Origin of the sequence: Streptosporangium sp. NPDC000396 (assembly GCF_042898655.1) — a bacterium.
Taxonomy (GTDB): Bacteria; Actinomycetota; Actinomycetes; order Streptosporangiales; family Streptosporangiaceae; genus Streptosporangium.
In genome coordinates, this window is record NZ_JBIAZA010000001.1 from 331,664 (window position 1) to 348,357 (window position 16,694).

At 70.9% G+C, this 16,694-nt stretch carries 16 protein-coding genes; 3 read left to right on the top strand and 13 right to left on the bottom strand.

The window, feature by feature from the left end:
• Positions 1-29 precede the first annotated feature (29 nt).
• The 3 genes from ACFY2X_RS01465 to ACFY2X_RS01475 all read right to left on the bottom strand — a co-directional run bounded on the left by ACFY2X_RS01465 (position 30) and on the right by ACFY2X_RS01475 (position 6,035).
• Entirely contained in the window at positions 30-2,123 is a 2,094-nt protein-coding gene (locus tag ACFY2X_RS01465; protein WP_389930833.1) for a primosomal protein N', read from the bottom strand.
• A 251-nt stretch (positions 2,124-2,374) separates the two neighbouring features.
• The gene (locus tag ACFY2X_RS01470; RefSeq protein WP_389930836.1) at positions 2,375-3,631 is read right to left on the bottom strand and encodes a LuxR C-terminal-related transcriptional regulator; all 1,257 of its coding nucleotides are present in this window, start codon (positions 3,629-3,631) and stop codon (positions 2,375-2,377) included.
• Positions 3,632-3,692: 61 nt separating this feature from the next.
• The gene (locus ACFY2X_RS01475) at positions 3,693-6,035 is read right to left on the bottom strand and encodes an ATP-binding protein (RefSeq protein WP_389930838.1); all 2,343 of its coding nucleotides are present in this window, start codon (positions 6,033-6,035) and stop codon (positions 3,693-3,695) included.
• Between the two features lie 332 nt (positions 6,036-6,367).
• On the opposite strand from ACFY2X_RS01475, the gene tnpA reads away from it, so the two are divergent.
• Genes tnpA through ACFY2X_RS01490 form a run of 3 tightly spaced genes read left to right on the top strand, consistent with a single transcriptional unit; the run spans position 6,368 to position 8,457 of the window.
• A complete protein-coding gene (gene tnpA / locus ACFY2X_RS01480) occupies positions 6,368-6,766 on the top strand; it encodes an IS200/IS605 family transposase (RefSeq protein ID WP_389930840.1) in 399 nt (132 codons plus the stop codon).
• Positions 6,767-7,960 carry an RNA-guided endonuclease InsQ/TnpB family protein gene (locus ACFY2X_RS01485; protein WP_389930842.1) on the top strand — a complete coding sequence of 398 codons (1,194 nt, stop codon included), beginning with the start codon at positions 6,767-6,769 and terminating at the stop codon, positions 7,958-7,960.
• A gap of 29 nt (positions 7,961-7,989) precedes the next feature.
• Entirely contained in the window at positions 7,990-8,457 is a 468-nt protein-coding gene (locus ACFY2X_RS01490; protein ID WP_389930844.1) for a sterol desaturase family protein, read from the top strand.
• Between the two features lie 145 nt (positions 8,458-8,602).
• Here ACFY2X_RS01490 and ACFY2X_RS01495 read toward each other — a convergent pair whose 3' ends face one another.
• From ACFY2X_RS01495 to ACFY2X_RS01540, 10 genes are all read right to left on the bottom strand, one after another.
• Positions 8,603-9,100, bottom strand: a complete 498-nt coding sequence (locus ACFY2X_RS01495) for an NUDIX domain-containing protein (RefSeq protein WP_389930847.1) — start codon at positions 9,098-9,100, stop codon at positions 8,603-8,605.
• A gap of 325 nt (positions 9,101-9,425) precedes the next feature.
• Complete coding sequence (gene metK, locus ACFY2X_RS01500; RefSeq protein WP_389930849.1) at positions 9,426-10,613, bottom strand: methionine adenosyltransferase; 1,188 nt, start codon at positions 10,611-10,613, stop codon at positions 9,426-9,428.
• A gap of 198 nt (positions 10,614-10,811) precedes the next feature.
• Positions 10,812-11,180 (bottom strand): hypothetical protein, encoded by a 369-nt coding sequence (locus ACFY2X_RS01505; protein ID WP_389930852.1) that lies wholly within the window; start codon positions 11,178-11,180, stop codon positions 10,812-10,814.
• 79 nt (positions 11,181-11,259) lie between these two features.
• A complete protein-coding gene (gene coaBC, locus ACFY2X_RS01510) occupies positions 11,260-12,576 on the bottom strand; it encodes a bifunctional phosphopantothenoylcysteine decarboxylase/phosphopantothenate--cysteine ligase CoaBC (protein WP_389930855.1) in 1,317 nt (438 codons plus the stop codon).
• Between the two features lie 8 nt (positions 12,577-12,584).
• On the bottom strand, positions 12,585-12,848 hold the full coding sequence (gene rpoZ / locus ACFY2X_RS01515; protein WP_012889517.1) for a DNA-directed RNA polymerase subunit omega: 264 nt from the start codon (positions 12,846-12,848) through the stop codon (positions 12,585-12,587).
• A 13-nt stretch (positions 12,849-12,861) separates the two neighbouring features.
• Positions 12,862-13,434, bottom strand: coding sequence for a guanylate kinase (gmk, locus tag ACFY2X_RS01520; protein WP_389931274.1), 573 nt, complete (start codon positions 13,432-13,434; stop codon positions 12,862-12,864).
• A 194-nt stretch (positions 13,435-13,628) separates the two neighbouring features.
• Positions 13,629-13,952, bottom strand: coding sequence for an integration host factor, actinobacterial type (mihF, locus tag ACFY2X_RS01525; RefSeq protein WP_389930857.1), 324 nt, complete (start codon positions 13,950-13,952; stop codon positions 13,629-13,631).
• A gap of 187 nt (positions 13,953-14,139) precedes the next feature.
• Positions 14,140-14,853, bottom strand: coding sequence for an orotidine-5'-phosphate decarboxylase (gene pyrF, locus ACFY2X_RS01530; protein WP_389930860.1), 714 nt, complete (start codon positions 14,851-14,853; stop codon positions 14,140-14,142).
• A complete protein-coding gene (locus tag ACFY2X_RS01535; RefSeq protein WP_389930862.1) occupies positions 14,850-15,824 on the bottom strand; it encodes a dihydroorotate dehydrogenase in 975 nt (324 codons plus the stop codon). Before ACFY2X_RS01535 ends, pyrF begins: the two co-directional genes overlap by 4 nt.
• Positions 15,814-16,659: a dihydroorotate dehydrogenase electron transfer subunit gene (locus ACFY2X_RS01540; protein WP_389930864.1), complete on the bottom strand. Its 846-nt coding sequence runs from the start codon at positions 16,657-16,659 to the stop codon at positions 15,814-15,816. The genes ACFY2X_RS01535 and ACFY2X_RS01540 overlap by 11 nt, the downstream gene beginning before the upstream one ends.
• Between the last annotated feature and the right edge of the window lie 35 nt (positions 16,660-16,694).

The window sequence follows — 16,694 nt, forward strand, 5'->3', positions numbered from 1 at the left end:
TTGTCGGCACCGCGAATCGGGGAAACAACTCAAATCACATCCAGGGGGTCAATGCAGACTCTGACCACCTCAGGGATCTTGCGTGCGGATCTTACGCCGACGGCCCCTTTCAACGCGGCGGCCAGCGCCGGCCCCGCCCCCCACGGGACGCGCACCATGGCGCGTTCCCGCACCTGGTCGCCTCTGGAACCCTCGATCGGGACCGGCCCGAGAACCTGCGCCCCGTCCGGCAGCGCCGCTTCCCCGATCATTTCCCTGACCGCCGAGGGAGAGCCGGTCAGCGTGGCCATTCTTACCGCCGGGGGGAAACCGAGTTCTGTCCTGTCGGCCAGTTCACGCTCGGCGTGGGTGACGGGATCCCAGCGCAGCAGCGCCTGCACGGCGGGCACCGAGGAGTCGGCCAGCACGACCAGTTCGGCCTGGGGGCGCAGCAACGCCGCGGCGTTCATCCACCGGCGCAGCGTCTCCTCGGCGGCCCGCAGATCCGGTCTGCCGAGCAGGGCCCACCCGTCCAGCAGCACGCCGGCCGCGTAACCACCCTCCGCCACCGGTTCGGCGCCGGGAGTGGCCACGACCAGGACGGGGGCGGCACCCACCGTGGCGAGCACCCCGTCCTTGCCCGAGGTCTCGACCCGGACCGACGGGAAGGCCCGCCCCAGCTCCTCCGCCGTGCGGCGGGCCCCGATCACCTGCGCCCGCATCCGGAGGCCGCCGCAGGCCGGGCAGCGCCACTGCCCCGCGATCCGGCCGCACCAGCGGCAGTACGGCGCGGCGTGTCCGCTCCGCAGCGCGAGCGACCCGGCGCAGTGCCCGCAGCGGGCCGGTGCCCGGCAGGCCTGGCAGGCCAGCGCGGGCAGGTAACCCCGCCGGGGGACCTGCACCAGCACCGGTCCGGTCGTGAGCCCGGCCCGCAGCGCCCGCCAGGCGAGGCTCGGCAGCCGGGCCGCCCTCGCCGCCTCGTCCCTGGCCAGTTCGGAATCCTCCCCCGCCGGGCGGACCCGGGGGGCCCAGGCCCTGACCGTCTCGCGCGCGGCGGTGATCGCACCGGCCCAGCCGGTGGCCACGAGCCGGGTGGCCTCGGCCGTGCGCGCGTATCCCCCGATCAGCAGGCCCGCGCCGCCCTGGTGGGCGCGCAGCGCGAGGATCTCACGGGTGTGCGGGTACGGCGCGAGCCGCTCGGCGTGCAGGTCGTCCCCGTCGTCCCAGACGATCGCGAGCCCGAGGTCTTTGACCGGCGCGAACGCCGCCCCCCTGGTGCCGACGACGGCGCGCGCCCGCCCCCGGGCCACTCGCAGCCATCGCCGGTAGCGCTCGGCGGGTCCCAGGTCGGCGGTGAGCGCCACGTGCGTCCCGGGCCCCAGGACGGCCTTCAACGCCGCGTCGGCCAGCGTCACGTCCTTCCCGTCGGGAAGCACCACGAGCGCGCCCCTGCCGCCGCGGAGGGTCTCCCGTACGGCCACCGCCACCGCCGTCGCCCACCGTGGCCCGCCCTCCCCCGCCCCGGGCAGCGCGGTCCACACGGCGCGCGGCGAGCGTCCCTCCGCGAGAGCCCTCAGGAACGACTCACCGTCCGGATAGTCCGCCCACGGCCCCGGATCGTGCCCCCCGGTCCCCGGCCCCGGCGCGAGGTCGCCCGCCTCTCCCGCCGCCGCGTCCTGGGGGTCTTCGGCGTTTTCCGCCTCCACCTTGGCGTGGCGGGGCGGGACGGCCAGGCGGAGGACGTCGGCCAGGGTTCCGGCGTAGCGGTCGGCCACGGCGCGGGCCAGCCGGGCGATCTCGGGTTTGAGCACCGGCTCGGGAGAGACGACTCTCTCCAGCCGGGCCAGCCTGCCCTGGTGCTCGCTGGTCTCCAGCCGCTCCAGCAGGAAGCCGTCGACGAGTTTCCCCGCGAACCGGACGCGAACCCTGGATCCCGGCACCGCGTCGGCGTCCAGGGGGGCCGGGACGAGATAGTCGAACGGCCGGTCGAGATGGGGCAGCGGGGTGTCCACCGCGATACGGGCGACCGGAAGCACGGCCGCAGGTTCGGGCACCCCCCTGGCGGGAACGGGCACGGGCCGCTCACGCACGGCGTCGAGCGGGAGCAAGGCGTCGTCGTCAGGTGAGGGGCTCGCGTGAGTCACCCACTTGTCCTACCAGATGCGCGGGCTCCTCCTGCCAGAGGCGGAACGCCGAAGGTCGTCGGCCAGTGGGTCACGCCCGACACAGGCAGCACCCCGGCATCTGTTCGGGCAAGAGGGGACCCCTTCCCTCGGAACTGCCCAACGCTGCGGAAGCCGGAGTAATCGGTGTCCCCACTGGCCGCCTCCATCATGGCCGCCATTCCGGTCCTCCGCATCGGGTGATTTACCTACTCCAGGCCGACATTAATGATCTATATGGACGTCCGCGGATCGCTCTCCGCGACCCATGAGGCCACCTGGGTGCGGGAGACCAGGCCACCCTTGGCGAGAATGTTGCGGACATGCGCGTCCACGGTCCGTTTGGCGATGTCCAGCCTCGCGGCGATCTCCGGATTCGACAGGCCCTCGGTGATGAGCTCGGCCACCTGAAGCTCCCTGGCGCTCAGAGCGCCGGTGACCGCCCGCGCCTGGTGGCCGGCCTGGCGCGTGCCGGACGGCCGCCCCGCGCCTCCCAGCAGCCCCTGTACGGCCGGCCGCCACCGGCCCCCGGACGGTTCGAGGCCGACCTCCCGATAGGCCTCCAGCATCCGGTGGCGGCCCCCGGGCTCGCGGAGCACGACCGATCGTTCGACCAGCTCGGCCAGGACGGGCGCGACCCGCTCCGCCGCGAACGCGGTGCCGCAGGCCCGCTCGGCGCCCGCCAGGTCGAAGGATCCGGGCAACGCCGACAGCAGTGCCCACAGCTCGCGCTGCTCGTCATCGCAGAGCCGGTAGCTCCACTGGACGGACGCCCGCAGGTCACGGTGGCGCGGCAGCACGCTCCTGCTGACGCCGGTCAGCACCGTGAGCCGGTGCCGCAGCCGCTCCAGCAGGTCCCTGGCCGACATGGAGCGCATCCGGGCGGCGGCGAGCTCGATCGCCAGCGGCAGCCCGTCCAGCCTGCCGCAGATCTCGGCGACCACCGGCGAGAGGGCGGCGGTCAGCGTGAACCCGGGGTCGGCGGCCACGGCCCGATCCTCGAACAGCCGCACGGCCGACGGAAGCGGCAGCGGCGCGAGCTCCAGCACCCGCTCCCCCGGCAGGCCCAGCCGCCGCCGGCTGGTGGCCACCACCACGATCTCCGGCGCCCCGCCGAGCAGGGCACGCACCAGTTCGGCGACCTCGCCGAGAAGATGCTCGCAGGTGTCGAGCACGACCAGCAGCCGCCTGCCACGCAGCGTCGAGGCGATCTCCGAGGCCGAGGACGCCCCGCGCAGTTCGAGCGCGTCGGCGAGAGCGGCCACGGGGTCGGCCGTACCGGACAGTTCGGCCCGCCAGACCCCGTCGCCGAAACGGCGGCGCAACCTGTCGGCCAGACGCAGGACCAGGCGGGTCTTGCCCACACCGCCGGGGCCGGTGACGGTCAGGAACCTGGTGCCGATGAGGTGGCGCAGGCCCTCGGCCAGTTCGTCGGTCCGTCCCACAAAGCTGGACAGGTCCACCGGCAGATTCCCCGGCCGCCGTACCATCTCGTCCTCCGTCTCGTCCTCCGTGTCCGCCGGAACGCCGGCAGGTGATCCTCATCGACCCTCACGCGATCCCCGCCCCGCTGTTTCCCCGGCGCCGCCGGATCACCCATGCCGCGATCTGGGCGCGCGCCGAGAAGCCGAGTTTGGCCAGGATGTGCTCGACGTGGGAGTCGGCGGTCCGCTGGACGATCACCAGCCGGTGGGCGATCTGCCGGTTGGTCAGCCCTTCGGCGACCAGTTCGGCGACCTCCCGCTCCCTGCGGGTGAGCGGCGCCCAGTCAAGGCCGGGCCGCACGGCCAGGCCGTCGTCCGCCTCGTCCTCGCCGAGTGCGTAGGCGATCGCCTCCTTCAGGCCGAACGCGGCGCCCTCCCTGGCCACCTGCTCGAACTCCCGGAGCGGCAGGCCTCGCCTGACCAACTCGGCGCAGCGGGCGCCCTGCTCGGTCATGACCGGGTAGCCGCGCCCCACCAGGCCCTTGTCACGCCGTTCGGCGCGGGCCGCGACGAGCAGCCGCCCCGCCCTGGCCAGGTCGCCCTCGTCCGCCGCGGCGCAGGCCAGCAACTCCAGGCAGAAGATGATCCCCTTGACGTCGGAGAACTCCCTCTTGACCCGCAGGGAGTCCCTCGCGTGCGCGACCGCCCGGGCCATGTCGCCCTCCGCCCGGGCGACCAGGCCCAGCCCATAGTCGGCCTGGGCGCTCGCCCAGGCCTCCCCCAGCTCGTCGCAGAGCCGCCGGCAGTCCTTGAAGACCTGCCCCGCCGCCGCTGTGTCGCCGAGCCACACCAGGCTCGTCCCCAGCTCGGTCATCGCCGGCATGAGCACCTCGGGCAGCTCCCTGCCGGGGCTCAACCGCTCCACCACCTCGCGCAGCATGTGCTCCGCGCGGTGCGGCTCCCCCTCGACGAAAGCCAGTGTGCCGCTCATCTTGAGCAGCACGAGACGGATCAGATCACTGCCGGGCGAATCGGGCGGGGAACGGCGCTCGCAGCGCTCCAGCAGCAGCCGCGCCTGGTCCAGGTCACCCCGGGTGTTGGCGATGTGGACCAGCGTGAGCATCCCCCACGACCAGGCCGGCCTCCATGGCCCGGGACGCGCGAGCAGCCGCTCCAGGTGGTGGCGGCCCTCCCGGTGCATTCCGCAGGCGACCCAGAGGTACCACAGCGCCGCGGCCATCATCAGGCCCGTCTCCCGCAGGGCCGGGTCCTCGGCGCACAGGTCGAGGGCCGCCCGGATGTTGGGCCAGTCGCGCCGGACGCGTCTCCAGGTCTCCAGCTGGTCACCGTGCCGGCCGGACTCCTTGCCCCTGCGTGCCAGCTCGTAGTAGTGGCTCAGATGGCGGCGGCGCAGCCGTTCCCGGTCTCCGGTCTCCGCCAGTTTGGCGGCACCGTACTCCCGGATGATGTCCAGCAGCCGGTAGACCGTGCCCTCGTCCCGTTTGACCGGGATCACGATTGACTTGTCCACCAGGCCGAGAAGCGCGGGGAGGACCCGCTCGGCGGGCAGGGCCGCGTCGGCGCAGACGCCCTCGGCCGCGGCGGCGTCGAAGGAGGAGACGAAGACGGGCAGCCGCGACCAGAGCACCCGTTCGTCGGGGGTGCACAGCTCATGGCTCCATTCGAGGGTGGCGCCGACGGTCGGGTGCCGCCCGCCCGCCGTACGGCCCGACAGCAGCCAGAGGCGGTCGTCGAGGAGTCCGAGAACCTTGCTGAACGGAAGCGTGCGCATCCGGACGGCGACCAGCTCGATGGCCAGCGGTATGCCGTCGAGCCTGGCGCAGATCTCGGCGACCTGCGCCGCGTTCTCACCGGTGAGCGTGTAGTCCGGGTCGACGGCGGTGACCCGTTCCAGGAACAGCGCCACCGAGTCGCATCGGGCGAGTGCGGCCGTGGAGGTCACGGCGCGCGGGTCGGGCAGCACCATCGGGGGCAGGGCCACGATGTGCTCGCCCGGCACGCCGAGCGACTGCCTGCTGGTGGCCAGGATGCGCAACCCCGGGCTGCTCTCCAGCAGGGTCTGCGCCAGCCGCGCACAGGCGTCCACGAGATGTTCGCAGGTGTCGAGGATCAGCAGGGTCCGCCGGTCGCGCAGATGCTCGGCCAGGGCCTCGGCGTCCGGCCGGGTGGACAGGTCCGTCAGGTCCAGCGCGTGGGCCACGGCCTGCTCCAGACGGCCGGGGCCGCTCACCCCGGCCAGTTCCACGAACCTGACGTCGTCGGCGACGGCCCGGCGCACGCCCGAGGCGGCCTTGACCGCCACCCTGGACTTGCCGATGCCGGCGACGCCGGTGACGGTGACCAGCCTGGCCACCTGAAGCAGGCGCCTGATCTGGCGGACCTCCTCCTTACGCCCCACGAAGCTTGTGATCTCCTCGGGCAGCCCGCCCGCCCCCGACCGCCCGTCCACGTCTCTCCTTCAAGATCTCAAAAGAGAAGCTACACAGAGATTGACGTTTCAGGGACGGCGGATGGGGGTCAAGACCCTGGAACGGACAACCTGTATCCGGATATTCGGCCCGGGGCTCAGCCGAGGTCGAGGCGAGTGAGCTCGTGCCGGGACCTGATCCCGAGTTTGGGACAGGCCTTGCACAGCTCACACCGACCACCCTCATTGATCGCCGCACAACGATGATGGTCTGATCGGAAATCTTGGGCGCAGCCCCCCGGCTTCAGCCGTGGGATCAGCCCATCCCTCTCGATTCTCGATCATTAGCCAGCCCCTAGCCGTATATTGCAGTCGTGGCCGTGACCCTGCGGTCGCACAGCAACGTTGTCTTCCCGTGCGCGTTCCACGTCGTGTGGTGCCCGAAGTACCGAAGGCGCGAGCTGGGCGGCCCGATCGAAGAACGCTTGAAAGGCCTCATCCGTGAGGTGGTGAACGACAAGGGCGCGTGGCTGGTGGAGATGGACGTCATGCCCGACCACGTCCACCTGCTGGTCGAAGTCGACCCGCAGTACGGAGTTCACCGCCTGGTGAAGGCGATCAAGGGCCATTCCTCCCGCGTGCTGCGCGAGGAGTTCCCGCACCTGAAGTCCCGGCTCCCGACGTTGTGGACGAACTCCTCCTTCGTGGCCACGGCCGGCGGCGCGCCGCTTGCCGTGGTCAAGCGGTACGTGGAGCAGCAGAAGGGACGCTGAATGCTGACCGGCCGCCGCTACCTGCTGGCGTTCACCCCCGAGCAGGAGGAACTCGCCGAACTCATCGGCGACGCCTGCCGGATGGTGTGGAACATCGGCCTGGAGCAGCGGCGCGCCTACCGGCGGCGCGGCGCATACATCGGCTACGTGGAGCAGGCCCGGCAGATGGCCGAAGCCAAGAAGGACTTCCCGTGGCTGGCTGAAGCCCCCTCGCACACACTCCAGCAAACGCTCCGCGACCTGGAGCGGGCCTGCAAGACGCATGGCACGTTCAAGGTCCGCTGGCGGTCCAAGCGCAAGACTCGGCCGTCGTTCCGCTTCCCCGACCCCAAGCACATCGCCATGGAGCGCGTTTCGCGCCGGTGGGGCCGGGTGAGACTGCCCAAGCTGGGCTGGGTGCGGTTTCGCTGGACGCGACCGCTCGGTGGCCAGATGCGTAACGCGACGGTGCGCAAGGACGGCGGACGCTGGTATGTGTCGTTCTGTGTTGAGGACGGCCTGGTGGATTCGGTGCCGAACGGCAAGCCCCCGGTGGGGGTCGACCGTGGTGTGGCCGTCGCCGTGGCCACCTCCGGCGGGTGGCTGCGCGACCGCGAGTTCGTCACCCCTGGTGAGGCGGCCCGGCTGAAGCGGCTGCAGCAGAAGCTCGCCCGGCAGCGCAAGGGCTCCAACCGGCGCGCCGCCACCACGGCGAGGATCGGCAGGCTGAACGCCCGCGTCCGCCACCGGCGTACGGACTTTTTGGCGTGGACCGCGAACCGGCTCACCCGTGACCACGGCCTGGTCGTGGTGGAGGATCTGCAGGTCCGCACCATGACCGCCTCCGCCAGGGGCACGGTCGAGGTGCCCGGAACCAACGTGCGGGCCAAGGCCGGGCTGAACCGGGCGATCCTCGCCAAGGGCTGGGGCGGCCTCACGGTCGGCCTGGAACATAAGGCTCGTTACAACGGCTCCCGTATCGTGCGGGTGCCTGCCGCGTACACCTCGCAGCGTTGTTCGGCGTGCGGGCTGGTGGATGCGAAGTCCCGCGAGAGTCAAGCGGTCTTCGCCTGCACCTCCTGCGCCTATGCCGGCAACGCCGACGTGAACGCCGCGAAGAACATCCTCGCCGCGGGGCTTGCGGTGACAGGGCGTGGAGACCTCGCCGCTGGGCGGTCCGTGAAGCGCCAACCACCCGAGACGGAGGTCGTGTGAACGCGCCTCAGCCACGGGAATCCCCCGCCGTGAGGCGTGGGGAGGAAGTCAAGAAGCATCCCTTGCACCAGACCCTGGAGACGAGCGCCGGGTTCGCCCCGCTCCTGCTCGCCGGCCTGCCCACCGACGTCGCCACCGCCGCCGCCGTGGCCGCCGCCGTCCAGCTGCTGCTGCAGCACTCCAACGCCGACTACCGTATCGGCGCTCTGAAGTACGTGCTCGCCCTGAACGAGGGGCACCGCTTCCACCACCTCAAATGGGCGGGCATCGGCGACGTCAACTTCGGCCTGTTCACCCTCATCTGGGACCACCTGCTCGGCACCTTCTCCTACGACCCGGCCCGCCGCTTCACCTCCGACGACCTCGGCATGGCCGCCAAACCCCACTACCCCACCGCCTACCTCGCCCAGCTCGCCGAACCCTTCAAGGCCTCCGGCTCCTGCCACATCACCTCACCCGCGGCCGACGACACTCCCGCCGTCGGCGCCCGCGGCTAGCGGCTCCCCGGCCCTGACCCGCGGCTTATGGGGTGGGCAACGATCTGCACTCGCTGGAGGGTGGCTCGGTCTGGAGCGACTCGCCCGGGATGGCGAGGTTGTGCTCGGCTGGTTGCGGTTATCGCAAGCTCCCTGACAAAACACCTCAGGCCGGCCACAGCTGCGACTGTGCGGCCGCCCGGCGCAGGCTGCGCCGGATCCACGGCGGGCAGTCGGCGGCGCCTTCCGCCTCGTCCGCGGTCATCCAGACCAACGCCGCCACCTCCGTGGGAGAGACCGCGCCCGGCTGCCCGTCGACGGGCAGCCGGGCGGCGAACACCATGTTGATCGTCGGATCACCGTCATCGGTGACGAAGAACGCACTCTCCACATAGGACAGCGTCACACCGGACAGATCAACGCCGATCTCCTCGGCGACCTCCCGCCGCGCCGTCTCTTCCAGCACATCGATGTCGGCACCATCGAGTTCGACCACCCCGCCGACACCGCCCAGAGCACCCGGGGCGTGCTCCTCTCCGGCACCCCGCTGGATGAGCAGCCATCGCCCCTCACGCTCAAGGAAAACCTCGACATTCACCACGAAAGCCGGCCGGCCTGTCCCGGTCGCACGAACCGTGGTGCCGGAGATGTGCTCACTCGTCATACCCCGGAACTATAGGTGCTGATCACTCAAGCATGATCATCCACTGACTCCGGCCATGCGGGCCGGCCATGCGGGCCGGGCATGCGGGCCGGGCATGCGGGCCGGGCATGCGGGCCGGGCATGCGGGCCGGGCATGCGCTGCCCGCAGCCGCCTGCTGATGTCCGTCGCCTACGCCGGGCGATCAACGGCTCGGGACGCCTCCGCCCTGCCGTACCGGACCCGGCGAGCTCGAGCCCTGGCACCCCGGCTCGGCGACATGTGGAATACGGCGAAAGAACGGCACAGCCCCCGTGAGACATCTCACGGGGGCTGTGCCGTGATCGATCAGAGGCCGGCGGCGGCGCGCAGGGCCTCGGCGCGGCTGGTGGACTCCCAGGAGAAGTCCTCCCGGCCGAAGTGACCGTAGGCGGAGGTCGCCGAGTAGATCGGGCGCAGCAGGTCCAGGTCGCGGATGATCGCGGCCGGACGCAGGTCGAAGACCTGGAGCACGGCCTTCTGAATCATGGCGACCTCGACCTTCTCGGTGCCGAAGGTCTCGACGAACACGCCGACCGGGTGAGCCTTGCCGATGGCGTAGGCGACCTGGACCTCGGCGCGGTCGGCCAGACCGGCGGCCACGATGTTCTTGGCGACCCAGCGCATGGCGTAGGCGGCCGAGCGGTCCACCTTGGACGGGTCCTTGCCGGAGAAGGCGCCACCGCCGTGGCGGGCCATGCCACCGTAGGTGTCGACGATGATCTTGCGGCCGGTCAGTCCGGCGTCGCCCATCGGGCCGCCGATCTCGAATCGGCCGGTCGGGTTGACCAGCAGGCGGTAGCCGTCGGTGTCGATGTCCAGGCCGGCGATGACCGGGTCGACCACGTGCTCCTTGATGTCGGGCGCGAGCATCTCCTTGAGGTCGATCTCGGCCGCGTGCTGGGTGGAGACCACCACGGTGTCGAGGCGGACCGGACGGTCGCCGTCGTATTCGATGGTGACCTGGGTCTTGCCGTCGGGGCGCAGGTAGGGCACGGTGCCGTCCTTGCGGACCTGCGACAGGCGCTGGGCCAGGCGGTGCGCCAGCTGGATCGGCAGCGGCATCAGCTCAGGAGTCTCGCGGCAGGCGTAACCGAACATGAGGCCCTGGTCACCGGCGCCCTGGCGGTCGAACTCGTCGGCGCTCTCGCCCTCACGGTTCTCGTAGGCGTCGTCGACGCCCTGGGCGATGTCGGGCGACTGCGCGCCGATGGACACCGACACGCCACAGGAGGCGCCGTCGAAGCCCTTGTGCGAGGCGTCGTAGCCGATCTCGAGGATCTTCTCTCGGATGAGACCGGGAATGTCGACGTAGGTTTCCGTCGTCACCTCTCCGGCGACGTGGACCTGACCGGTGGTGATCAGCGTCTCGACCGCGACACGGCTCTTGGGGTCACCCTTGAGCATGGCGTCGAGAATCGCGTCACTGATCTGGTCGGCGATCTTGTCCGGGTGGCCCTCGGTGACCGACTCGGAGGTGAACAGGCGACGGGACAAGTCAGTGGCTCCTCATGCAGCGGCTGCTGGCGTCTGGGGGCTCTGGCGTCGGTATGACACCAGTAGCGCTCCGCCGAAGTCTAGCCGCACCAGGGGCAGAGCCGCGAAACCACATCACATACCGTCACGTCGCGTCGCTCTGGCGGGACCTGGCACTCGTTTCGATCAGGCGTGAGGTCAGAGGTCGGGAACGTGAGGTCAGAGGTCGGGAAGCGGGTCAGGAGGCAGCGTCTCAGGCGCGAAGACCTCGGCGTCGGCGGCGCGCACCACCGCCGCGTACTCCTCGTCGATCTCGAACACCATTCCGCCGAGCTCGATGGCCGAACCCGCGGCGAACTCCACCGGGCCGAGCCTGGTCCGGCGCGCGTGCGTGGCGTGGACCGAGGTCGGCATGTCCCGATCGAAGAACCTGGTGGACAGCACGAAGATCGACCGATCGGTGATCACGATCAGGAAGATCGCCGTTCCCGGCGAATCCGCCGACAGCGCGGGTAGGACATAACGTATGTCCTCTCCCGGAGGGAGCAGCGCCCGGCAGCGGGCTCTGACAGCGCCGGACACCGGCATGGCCGCACCCCTCCCTGACACAGCGTTCCAGCTCACCCCGGATGCAGTATCCGCCGGGAGAGGATCTCCGGCAAGCAGGTCAGGCAAGACGCTCGGCGACGAGGTCCCAGACCACGCCGGCCAGATCCTCCTTGGGACCGCGCGGGATCTCCACCGCCTCCCCGCCCGCGACCAGGACCACCGCCGCGTTGTCCGGCGTGCCGAAGGCGAGGTTCTCGCCCACCTGGTTGACGACGAGCAGATCGCAGCCCTTGCGGGCGAGCTTGGCCTGCCCGTTGGCGAGGACGTCGTCGGTCTCGGCCGCGAAGCCCACGATCACCTGCGGGTACGGCTTGAGCCCCTCACGGCGGCGCTCACCCAGCTCAGCGAGAATGTCTGGATTTTTCACCAGATGGATGGGGTCGGGCTCGGCCGAGGTTTTCTTGATCTTCGAGCCGCTCTGCGCCGAAGGCCGGAAGTCGGCGACGGCCGCGGCCATGACCACGGCGTCGGCGCCCTCCAGCGCGCCCAGCACGGCCTCACGCAGTTCCAGGGCCGACTCCACCCGGACCACTGTGACTCCGACGGGATCGGGCAGGGCGACGTTGGCCGCCACCAGGGTGACCCTGGCGCCCCTTGCGACAGCCGTGCGCGCCAGCGCGTAACCCTGCAGGCCCGAGGAGCGGTTGCCGATGAAACGGACCGGGTCGATGGCCTCGCGGGTGCCTCCCGCCGAGATCACCAGATGGCGGCCCGCCAGGTCGGCGGGGCGTCCGGCCAGGACCCCGCGGCAGATCTCGAAGATCTCTCCGGGGTCGGGCAACCGGCCACGGCCGGTGTCGGCGCCGGTCAGACGGCCCACGGCGGGGTCGATGACGATCGCGCCACGCTCACGGAGAATGGCCACGTTGGCCTGCGTCGCGGGGTGCTCCCACATCTCGGTGTGCATCGCGGGAGCGAACACCACCGGGCAGCGTGCGGTGAGCAGGGTGTTGGTGAGCAGGTCACCGGCCAGCCCGTGGGCGGCCCTGGCGAGCACGTCGGCGGTGGCCGGGGCGACCACCACCAGATCGGCGCCCTGCCCGATCCGGACGTGGGGCACCTCGTGCACGGAGTCCCAGACGTCGACGGTCACCGGGTTGCCCGACAGGGCCGCCCAGGTCGGCTCGCCGACGAAACGGAGCGCGTCCTTGGTCGGGACGACACGGACGTCGTGACCGGACTCGGTGAACAGGCGGAGCAACTCACAGGCCTTGTACGCGGCGATCCCCGCGCTCACGCCGAGAACGACGGAGGGCTTGCGACGATGCCCCTCCTCGCGCGGCTCGGCCGCCCGGAGCCGGTGGCTTTCCTCGTCGCCCGGTGTCGCTCGTCCCTCAGGCCTATCGGCGGCCTCGTCCTCGCCAGCCGTCCGCATCGACGGGACTAACCCTCGATCGGCTCGGAGGTGAGCAGACCCTCGCTGACCTCGCGCAGCGCGATGGACAGCGGCTTCTCCTGCGCGTGGGTCTCCACCAGCGGGCCGACGTACTCCAGCAGGCCCTCGCCGAGCTGGGAGTAGTAGGCGTTGATCTGGCGCGCCCGCTTCGAGCCGAAGATCACGAGGCTGTACTTGCTGTCGACGATGTCGAGCAGGGCGTCGATCGACGGGTTGGTGATGCCTTCGGAGTAGGCGGCGTTGGTTGCCACGTTGTGATTTCCCCTAGCTAGGTGAACGTCCGGGGCTCGAAGCCTCGGGAGCATCAGCCAACAAGGCTATCAGCCGATGGCATACGTCCTGGACCGACGTGTTCACCAGGGTCAGGTCGAATTCCTGCTCCGCCGCCATCTCGATCCGGCCGGCGGCGAGGCGGCGGGCGATGACGTCCTCCGGCTCGGTGCCCCGGCCGCGCAGGCGCTTTTCCAGCTCCTCCCAGCTCGGGGGGGCCAGGAAGATCAGCATGGCCTCGGGCATGGACTCCCGGACCTGACGCGCGCCCTGGAGGTCGATCTCCAGCAGCGTGGGCACCCCGGCGGCGAGTTTTTCGAGAACCGGGCCACGCGGCGTGCCGTACCTGTTGCCGGCGAACTCGGCCCACTCCAGCAACTCACCGGAGGCGGCGAGACGGTCGAACTCGTCATCGGCGGCGAAAAAGTATTCCACCCCGTGGGTCTCCCCCGGACGGGGCTTCCTGGTGGTCACCGAGACCGACAGCCACACCTCCGGGTGTGCCCGCCGAAGCTCGGCGACGACCGTGGACTTGCCGACGCCTGACGGCCCTGAGAGAACCGTCAGGCGGTTGCCGGCCGACTTGGCGAAGGCTCGCGCCCCCTGGCGGCCCGCAAGCGGGAATGCGGAGCCACCGGACCCGCTCTCAGCGGTTTCTTCCGAGGCCCGACTCTCGTCGGACCACGATGTTCCGGTCACTCCAACCCCCCGTAATGCGTTTCCCGCGGATGCGGGACGAACGTGTTCGTGTTGAACCGAGATTAGCTCTCGGCTCCGCCGAACTCGCGCTCAAGCGAAGCGCGCTGGTTGGCGCCGAGACCCCGCACGCGGCGGGATTCTGCGATGCCAAGCCGCTCCATCAGCTGCTTGGCGCGGACCTTGCCCACGCCGGGGAGCGACTCCAGAAGAGCCGACACCTTCATCTTGCCGATGACGTCGTCGACCTGCCCGTCTTTGAGCACCTCAGCCAGAGAGATCCCGCCGTGCTTCAGGCGGTTCTTAACCTCGGCACGCTCTCGGCGGGCCTTGGCAGCCTTCTCTAGGGCTGCGGCGCGCTGCTCAGGGGTAAGGGGAGGAAGAGCCACGCCGGGTCACCTCGAATTTCCTGTCGATGTACTCGGACGGGAAGGGAAACTAGCTGGTCATGACGCTCCAAGCAACGTCAAGACCAGTTTCTTCCCTTAGAAAATCTACTTTGTCACTTTGTGTAGCGCCAATGTCGCCGAACGTCGATGAAACTGCGCCCCACCCCGCGTTTTCAAGCGACGTAGATCACACACCCTGTCCGCCGCCCGCGACGGTGCGCCGAAGCGCCGCCGCGATTCCCGCGGCGGTCGCGCCGGGGTCGGCCGAGCCGGTGATCGGACGGCCGATCACCAGAAGATCGGCCCCGTCGGCGAAAGCCTGCTCGGGAGTCGCTACTCTGGCTTGATCCTGACTCTCGGCACCGGCGGGGCGGACGCCGGGAGTGATCAGGGTGATGTCCGGCCCGACCTCTGCCCGCACCGCGGCGACCTCGCGCGGCGAGCACACGAGGGCCTGGGCGCCCGCGCCGACGGCCATGACCGCCAGGCGGCGCACGGCGTCATCGGGGGAGCCGGCGATGCCGATCTGCTCCAGATCGGCCTCCGAGAGCGACGTGAGCAGCGTCACGGCCGCGATCTGGGTGTTCGGCAGGGCCTCCACGGCCGCTCTGATCATCGCGGGGCCACCGGCCGCGTGAACGGTCAGGATGGCCGGCTTGAGCCGCGCCACGGCCTTCGCGGCACCGGCGACGGTGTTCGGGATGTCGTGGAGCTTGAGGTCGAGGAACACCTGCACGCCGCTCGCCCCGCGAACCGAGGCGATCACCTCGGGGCCGTAGCGGAGGTAGAGTTCGAGGCCGACCTTGACCGTGCTGACATGTGGCGTCACCAGACTCGCCCAGTGGGCCGCGGTCTCCAGGTCGGGTGCGTCCAGGGCGACGGCGATGGGTGCGGGCGTCACAGGGAACTTTCCTCCAGATCTATCCGATGCCGGGTGGACGCCCCCGGCGGGCGATGGGCCAGCCCGACCGCGTCGGCGAGCCGGTGGAACCCCCGGGCCGCCAGGAGCTCCTCCAGCTCACGCAGGATGCGCAGGCAGGCGTAGGGGTCGTGGAACACCGCCGTGCCGACGGCGACGACGCAGGCCCCGGCAAGGATGAGCTCGAAGGCGTCCCTGCCCGTCAGCACGCCGCCCATGCCGATGATGGGCACGCTGGGCAACGCGGAGTGGACCTGCCATACGCAGCGTACGGCCAGCGGCCGGATGGCCGGGCCGGACAGCCCGCCGGTGACCGCCGCGAGCGAGGGGCGCATGGCCTCGGTGTCGATGCTCATGCCGAGCGGGTTGTTGATCATCGAGAGCGCGTCGGCGCCGCCGTCCACGCAGGCGCGGGCGATGCCCACGATGTCCACCACGTCCGGGGAGAGCTTGGCCACCACGGGCACGTCGTAGCGCATCACCGAGCGCACCGAGGCGATCACTTCGGCCGAGGCGGCACCGTCGCGGGCGAAGACCCGGCCCCGGTCCTCGATGTTGGGGCAGGACAGGTTGACCTCCACGGCGCTCACTCCCGGGGCGTCGGTGAGCCTGCGGGCCAGCGCGGTGTATTCGGCCACGGTGCCGCCTCCGATGGACACCACGGTCCTGACGCTGCGCTGGGCCAGCCAGGGCAGCTCACGCTCCAGGAAGGCGTCCACGCCTGGCCCCTGGAGGCCGACGGCGTTGAGCATGCCCGAGGGCGTCTCGGCCATCCTGGGGGACGGACGGCCCGCTCTGGGGGCCATCGTGATCGACCGCGTGGTCAGCGCGCCGATCCGGCTCAGGTCGAAGAACTGGGCGAGCTCGGAGCCCGACGCGGCGCACCCGGCGGCCGTGGTGATCGGATTGACCAGTTCCACGTGCCCCAGGTACGTCCGCATGTCAACCGGCATTCCGCGATCCCCCACCGGGCGCTCCCAGCGCGTCGAACGGGATCGTCCCCACGTCGTCGAAGCGGACACGCTCGCCCCGGAAGACCGGCCCTTCGACGCACGAGCGCACCATCCGGGTGACGCCATCGTCTCCGATGACCGGCAGCACGCACGTCATGCACACGCCGATCCCGCACGCCATCCGCTCCTCCACCGCCACCTGGACCGGGATGTCGAACTCGACCGCCACGGCGGTGACGCCGCGCAGCATCGGCATCGGGCCGCAAGCATAGACCGCGTCGGCCCGCACGTCGGCGATCACGCCGGGCAGCACGTCGGTCACCTTGCCCCGCAGGCCCAGGGAACCGTCCTCGGTGGTCAGCGTGGTGGTCTCGCCCATCCTGCGGGCGCGCAGGGCGCCGAACACCCGGTCGGCCGAGGCCGCGCCGAGCACGAAGTCGACACGGCAGCCGCGCTGCTGGAGGGCGTCGGCCACGGCGAACAGCGTCGCCGAGCCGTACTCTCCGCCGGCCAGGACACAGGTGACCGGGTCGCGCGGCAGCGGGAACGGGCGGCCGAGCGGCCCGACCAGGTCGAGCGTGTCGCGGGCGCGGCGCTCGGCCAGCCACGCCGTACCCGGGCCGCGCACGGTGAAGACGAACTCCACCGTGCCTCCGTAGTCGGGCTTGACGTCGTGGATGGAGAAGGCACGGCGGGTCAGCGTCGACGTCCGGGGCCCGCCGACGGCCACCGTCACGAAGTGGCCGGGCCGGAACCGCTCGGCGATGCCGGGCGCGACCACGGTCAGCGCATGGTAGGCGTCGACGCGGCGCGTCGTCAGCACCGTGCCCGTCACCTGTACCGGAGTAACAGGCGTCTCTCTCACCTCCG

Bases quoted from the DNA above. Each gene is read 5' to 3' on its own strand.
- ACFY2X_RS01485 (WP_389930842.1), top strand. From the start codon at position 6,767: ATGCTGACCGGCCGCCGCTACCTGCTGGCGTTCACCCCCGAGCAGGAG.
- ACFY2X_RS01535 (WP_389930862.1), bottom strand. From the start codon at position 15,824: ATGCCGGTTGACATGCGGACGTACCTGGGGCACGTGGAACTGGTCAAT.
- ACFY2X_RS01470 (WP_389930836.1), bottom strand. From the start codon at position 3,631: ATGGTACGGCGGCCGGGGAATCTGCCGGTGGACCTGTCCAGCTTTGTG.
- coaBC (WP_389930855.1), bottom strand. From the start codon at position 12,576: ATGCGGACGGCTGGCGAGGACGAGGCCGCCGATAGGCCTGAGGGACGA.
- ACFY2X_RS01505 (WP_389930852.1), bottom strand. From the start codon at position 11,180: ATGCCGGTGTCCGGCGCTGTCAGAGCCCGCTGCCGGGCGCTGCTCCCT.
- ACFY2X_RS01495 (WP_389930847.1), bottom strand. From the start codon at position 9,100: ATGACGAGTGAGCACATCTCCGGCACCACGGTTCGTGCGACCGGGACA.